A 6347-nucleotide genomic window follows, 5' to 3' on the forward strand; every position below is an offset into this window, starting at 1 on the left:
ACAGCACATTTCAATTTGGACAGCAGTGGTCAGGGCTCAATGCCGCGGCGGAACAGCATCCTGTTCCAGTTGATCCAATAGGGATCCGCGTCCGGGAGCACCTTCCCGAGCTTCTTCGTCATCTCCAAGAGCTCCTCCGCCGGGACGTCCCGCCAGCGCCTCATCAATGCCTTGGCTTCTTCGAGCACGCGCTCCGTCCCGACCGAATACTCCGTCGGCAGATCGAACGCCTCGCTCGTGAGCCAGTTGCCGACGCCGCCCATAGGCAGATACTCGCGGGCGCGCACCTTCGCGCGTCCCTCTTCCCCATCCAAATCGAACCACCGGTCCTCGTCCGACCGGAAGTCGACTTCCACCGAGCTCATCACCAAGGGCGAGCGCGTCGTCACGACGAACTGAACGTCGGGCTCTCCCGGCAGGTGCTTCATCGCCCGCATCAATCCCGGAAGAACTTCACGCTGACGGCGCGGGCTCAGTCCCGCGTCCGCGTCGTCCCAAAGGAGGACGATCCGTCGGGCGGGCGGCAGGCCCAGCGCGTCGCGCGTCCGGACGTGCTCCGTCCACTGCCAAACCAACATGTACGCCAACTTGACGACCTTCCTCACGCCGGTCGACGCGTGCGTGACCGGCACCCGCACCCCGTCGGGCATGCCGATAACCGGAATCCGCCTGATGTCCAAAGGATCGACCAGGCGAGCCCTTTCCAGCGTCATCGGTCCGTCCGCGTCCGAAAGCGCAGCCAGGACCTTGGTGAAGAGGTTGAGTTCCTCTTCGAAATACCGGTCTCCCCACCACAGGAGGCCATCCCGAACGAATCCCATGCAAAGCCACTTGAGATCCGTGTCGGGCAGGCCGTTCATAACTTGATCGTCCGTGAGGATGTGGGCGGGAGGAAGGCCCTGGGCCTGCGCCTTGGGACCGTTTCGCGAGGGATCCCACAGGGCGAAGCCGCCGTCGGCCGTCGCCCAGATGAGCACGTCGGACGAGTGAACCGACGTGTCCCTGCGCGACCATCGCCAGTCGCCGCGTTCAAACCGGCTTCGGAGCGCCGTCTCCCCGTCGGCCCCGTCGAAGGAGGCCTCCAGCGAGGCTTCAGCGTTGAGGTCCGTCGGGAGGGCCATAAGTCCGCCGGGCAGCGACGGTTGGACGTTCTTCGGCCACACGCCCGTGAGCGCGAACCAGGTGAGGTTGAGGAGGAAGGATTTGCCCAGCCCGTTCCCGCCCGTGATGAGGTTGAGGCGGGGCGCGAAGTGGAGTTCTTCGTCGGCGAAGAGGCCGACGTTCTTGAGGTGGAGGCGGTTGATCATGGTGGGGCGCGTCCATGGTTGGGGTGGAGGCCGAAAGGCCTGATTCTTTCGAATCGTAGCACCGCCGCGAGGGCGCGCACGAACAAAAAACGGGGAGTCCTCTTTTCGAAGACTCCCCATCCCGGGCCGGAAGCTTGGGGAAGATTGGAGCGCCTTCCCAAGCTCAGGTCCGACGGATCAGAACACGTGGCGCACGCCCACGTTCCAGCGCCACTTTTCGGTGACTTCGCCGCCCGTCGTCTTTTCAAGATCGACGTACGTGTACGTGCGGTCGGTCAAGTTGAAGTTCGCGCCCACGGCGTACTCCATCCAGCCGCCGCCCAGGTCGTTGCGGTACGTTTCCGTCAGGCCGTCCTTCGAGTAGGACGCTTCGGACTCGCCCTGGAAGTCGTAGACGCCCGAGAGCCTCGCGTAGATGCTCCCCTTCTTTTCGGGGAACTTCAGCCCGGCACGAAGCCCCACGCGGCCGATCAGCGAGTCGTAGTCGTCCTGCGCGACCTTCACGTCGTTCGAGGTCCTGAAGTCGTCGCCCATGATCCGACCGTAGGTGAGCTCGGCCTGCGGCTCGACGTAGACGAGGTTCGTGAGGTCGAACCTCCAACCGAATTCCGCGCTCATCGAGAAGGCGTTGTTCTTCGCTTCGCCGCTCATGTTGCGGATGTCGAAGTCGCTCTCCAGGCGCGAGTACTTGCCGATCAGGTCGACGAACATGCCGTTTTCGGCCATCCAGGTCCCGTAGACCGCGAAGCCGTAGGCCTGCGTGTCGCCGCTGCCGCCGTCGTAGTCGGTCGTCCCGTCGGTGTAGCTGAAGGCGCCGCCCACGACCCAGTCGCCCACTGCGTAGTCCGCGCCCACCTGCACGGTGGCGCTCTTCTGCGTGACGCTCTGTTCGCCGTACTCCTGCTCGGAGCCGTAGAGGCGCACCCACGTGCCGATCCCGTCGGGGCTGTCGCGCAGTTCACCCATGCGTTTCGTGAGGTCGTTCATCTCGGCGCGCCACTGAATGGTCGAGAGCGCGGTGACGGAGGAGAGCGTCGAGAGCTTGGAGTTGCTTTCCTGATGGACCTCTTCCACGTTGCCCTCGGCGTCCACGAAACGGGTGATCTGGCCCTTGATGTCGCCCTCTTCGATGACTTCCGTCAGCTCGGAGCCCTCGGCGCTGAAAGCACCGGAGAGCACTTTGAAGGCCTTCTCGGGATCATTGATGTCGTCCGCCGTGACGCCCGAAAGAGCCACGGTGAGCGCGGGGGCCGGAGCGCCCGTCTCACCGCTCACCCCCTCGATGGAGAGCTTTGCCACGCCCGTGAGGTCACCATCCTTCGCGGTGGCGGCAAGATTGATCTCACCGCCGGTGCCCGACAATTTGCCGATGAGGATCTCGTCGCCGACATCCTGAACGTTGATGACGCCGCCGTTGAGGGTCAGCGAGTTGATCGTACCGTTCTGCTCGACCTGCCCCGAAGCGGCGGGCAGGGTTCCGGCCACCTGAGTGGCGTTCCACTGCGCACCGTTCTCAAGCGTCAGGCGCATATCCGTAACCGTCCGAACGTCCTCAGCCAGGTTGTCGGGGTAGCTGAACAGAATGCCGCCCGTCCAGGAGGATTCTGCGCCCGAGAGAACGATGTTCAGATCGGCATTGATGATGGTGCCGCTGTTTTCCGTAGGCCCAGGCGTCTCAAAGGCGATGTCGCCGATGATGACCACCCGTTCGGCCGCCTTGTCGGTATTGATGTTGACGAGCGAGTTCCCGCGGGCGTCGATCGCGTTGCTCTTCCTGCTTTCGATCCAGATCGTCCCGCCCGTGGAGTTGATGTTGATTTCGCTGTTGGAGAACGCCACGACCGCCATGTCGCGGGCCTGGATGTTGATGTCCCTCGCCTTCAGGTTCACGGTCGTGTGCGACTCAGGACGCGGCGAGGACTGTGTGTTGTTCTGCGCCCAGATGCCGCTGCTCTCCGACAGGATGTCGATGCGGTCGGTTGCCTCCATCGAAACATTCCCCATGTGTCCGGTGGTGTTGTCCTTGGTAGCAAACAGGGCGGCATACCCTGAGCTCGTGCGCTTTTGTTCGAGTCGAATGGTGGACGTGCCTTCTCCGCCGATCACGACAGTGGCCCCGTTGGTCACGGTCATCGTGTCCCCGTTGTCCGCATCGGATGCATTCGAGATCGAGATGGCATTCCCGACGTAGTGATCAACGGCCTCCTGCGTGCTGTGTGTGACGCTATTCGTGATATTCGTGCCGTCGATCTCCGTCGCCGCCTGCGCTGCTCCCACAGCAAAAAGCGACCCGATCAAGGCCGCCGTCATTGTCTTCCTGAACATCATACAATCCTCTTTTTTCTTGTCGTCAAATGGTCTTTCACGCCCGCGGGAAGCACCGACCGGGCACTGTAAAAGCTTATGCGCTGACAACTTGAAACAGGCGGATTACAGTTCTAACACCTCAGAAAAGCGCAATTTTGTAGGGGGGGGGCAACAGGTTTCTCCGGGATGCATGAAACGAACCCTAGAAACAACCCTCGAAATAAAACAAGGGAGGCGCAGCCTAACCGCGCCTCCCTCGTTCGATCAAGGACTATTGAGCGAATCAGTCCTTCGACTTGTTGTTTTTAAAGACGATCGACTCCTCGATGTCCTTCGTGCGGATCGTGAAGACTTCGTTGAGAAGATCTTCGGCCAGGGCTTCGGCGCTCGCCAACACGCCCAGGTTGAAGGTGTTCAGCATCTCCAGCGCCTTCGCTTCGTCGTCCTTCCAGAGGCGCACGAACTCTTCTTCCATCGACTTCGCGAGTTCGGCCGTGTCGGCTTCCCATGCGGCGTAGGCCTTCTTCACGACGGGCGCGAGCTTGTCGTAGTCCGTCATGACGAGGGTCTGCAGACGACGGTACTTCCAGTAGACGGAAACCGAGTCGCAGCGGTCGGTGCCCATGCCGTACTGCTCGGGCACGGCTTCGAGGCCCTGGTAGAAGGGCACGAAGACCGACAAGTCCGCCATGCCGAAGGCGATGTGGATCACTTCGCCGATCGGGCGCGGGAGCCACGGACGAACCTGCATGACGTGCGCTTCGTACGTGCGGAAGACGCTGATCGGACGCCAGGGTTCGTCGCCGTTCAAACCGTTGGCGTACGGGTCGTGGGGCGTGCCTTCATAGTGGTCGCGCATCAAGGCCTTCATGTCGGCGAGCGTCACCGGCTTCTCAGGCTTCAGGTACACCGGGAACGAGCGCCCCGCGTCGACGGGCTGCTCCAAGGACGGATTGAGGTACTTCTGCATCACCCAGACGCGCGGGTCGTTGTAGACGCGGTCGCGGCCGTCGTCGCGCGTGTACGCGGCGGAGAAGTTGAAGGGACCCTTGGCGGGGTCGTAGAAGCCCTTTTCGGTGGCCCAGGAGACCAACGTCTTCGAGGCCATCTGGTTGGGGTTCGCCGGGTCGTAGACGCCCAAGCGCCCCTGGTTCCCCGACGCGAAGTACATGTCGGCCGGCGTGCGTTCCGCAAACCACTGGTGGCCCGAACCCGTTTCCAGGTACCAGACGTCCTTTTCGTCCACGAACGCGACGCCGAAGCCTTCGCCGCAGCCCTGCGTTTCGATGATTTCACCCAGAAGCGCCGCGGCTTCCTTCGCCGTGCGGCAGCGCGGCAGGATCACGTCGGGGATGTCGTCTTCGGTGATGCCGGACTCGACGTTGTAGGGGTCGATCGCGAGGACTTCATCCGACGCAAAGATCGATTCGGTGCCGGTCAAGCCCAGGCCCGCTTCATTGAAGCCCACGGCCCCGTGGAGCTGCGTCTTCCAGTTGGGCACCGTCGTGTAGCGCATCGCGTCTTCGGGGAGCGGATACGTGAAGTCGTTGACGCCGCCATGCGCCTTGCAGCTGTAGACGCCCTTCTGGCCCTTGACGGCCGGATGAACGACGAAGTGCTGAGCTTTGAGCGACGAACTGTCGGCGCTGCGCGCAACGAGGAAAGACCCGTCGGCCGTGGCTTTTTCGCCGACAACGAGAGTGGTGCACATGGGGAGCTCCTCCAAGGAAAAAGTCGGATTGGTCCTGCGCCGCGGGCGCGGTTCGCGCGCCGGCGGGCGATGCGTATCCCGTCATTTTAAGGGTTCGCGGCGGGGTCGAGACAATCCCCCTAAGGAAAACGCCTTAGACTCCGCCACGACCCGGGAAAACCGCCGAACCGGGACCTACCCGGTACCCGTCCGAACCCTTCCGGACCCTCCCCGCTCCCTTTCTTCCCACGCCTCCCCGCCCGGTTCTCCCGGTTCTCCCGGCCCTCTCCGGACCGCCCTCTCGGACCACCCCCGCGTGGTCCCTCCACGCCGCCCGCTACAATCCGTCGGACGAGAGGGAGCCGGAACCGGCTCCCCAAACACCACACCCCGACACTTCAAGGCTCCGACACTCATGGCCTCCCGCACGACCTACGGCAACACCTGGTGGGGCGCCGCCTGGCTTCAGGCGCTTACCTCGATCGACTACGAAAACCGCCTTCCGCGCGGGCGCACCTATCTGAACCAGGGGAGGCTCGACAACCTGCGTTTGAACCCCAAGACGAACGCCGTCGAGGCGGACGTGCACGGGAGCGCCTACTACCCCTATGCGGTCTCGGTGGCGCAGCAGCCGCTTCCGCCCACGAAGGTGAAGCGCCTCGTTGACGACATCGCCCGCGATCCGGACTTGGTCGCGAGCCTTCTCGAAGGCGAGCTTCCGCCCGCGATCCTCGAGCGCGCCGAGATGCTCGGGATCGAGCTCTTCCCGAAGAGCCACCGCTCGCTCAAGATCTCGTGCTCCTGCCCCGACATCGCACGCGTCTGCAAGCACGTCGCGGCGACGATCTACGCGGTCTCCGTTTCGATCGACCACGATCCCTTCCTCGTCTTCCGGCTTCGCGGCGTCGACCTGAAGGCGGAGCTCCTTTCGCGCGGCATCGACGTCGCCAAGGCCGTGACCGTGAAGGCCCCGACCGCCCCCGAACTCCTCGCCCGCATGACGGGGGACGTCGGCGTGGAAGCCGCGCCGGAAGCCGCTTCCG

At 63.4% G+C, this 6347-nt stretch carries 4 protein-coding genes; 1 reads left to right on the plus strand and 3 read right to left on the minus strand.

Annotation, left to right across the window (positions count from 1 at the left end; all coding sequences use genetic code 11):
* Positions 1 to 29 precede the first annotated feature (29 nt).
* The 3 genes from HMPREF9440_RS10600 to HMPREF9440_RS05630 form a co-directional block, all read right to left on the minus strand.
* Positions 30 to 1307, minus strand: coding sequence for an AAA family ATPase (locus HMPREF9440_RS10600; protein ID WP_008542323.1), 1278 nt, complete (start codon positions 1305 to 1307; stop codon positions 30 to 32).
* A gap of 177 nt (positions 1308 to 1484) precedes the next feature.
* The gene (locus HMPREF9440_RS10605; RefSeq protein WP_216586062.1) at positions 1485 to 3296 is read right to left on the minus strand and encodes an autotransporter outer membrane beta-barrel domain-containing protein; all 1812 of its coding nucleotides are present in this window, start codon (positions 3294 to 3296) and stop codon (positions 1485 to 1487) included.
* A 601-nt stretch (positions 3297 to 3897) separates the two neighbouring features.
* Entirely contained in the window at positions 3898 to 5325 is a 1428-nt protein-coding gene (locus HMPREF9440_RS05630) for a C69 family dipeptidase (RefSeq protein WP_040763958.1), read from the minus strand.
* Between the two features lie 394 nt (positions 5326 to 5719).
* Here HMPREF9440_RS05630 and HMPREF9440_RS11420 point away from each other — a divergent pair.
* The coding region (locus tag HMPREF9440_RS11420) for an SWIM zinc finger family protein (RefSeq protein ID WP_008542326.1) at positions 5720 to 6347 on the plus strand (628 nt) is incomplete at its 3' end.

It is taken from the genome of Sutterella parvirubra YIT 11816 (assembly GCF_000250875.1).
Taxonomy (GTDB): domain Bacteria; phylum Pseudomonadota; class Gammaproteobacteria; order Burkholderiales; family Burkholderiaceae_F; genus Sutterella; species Sutterella parvirubra.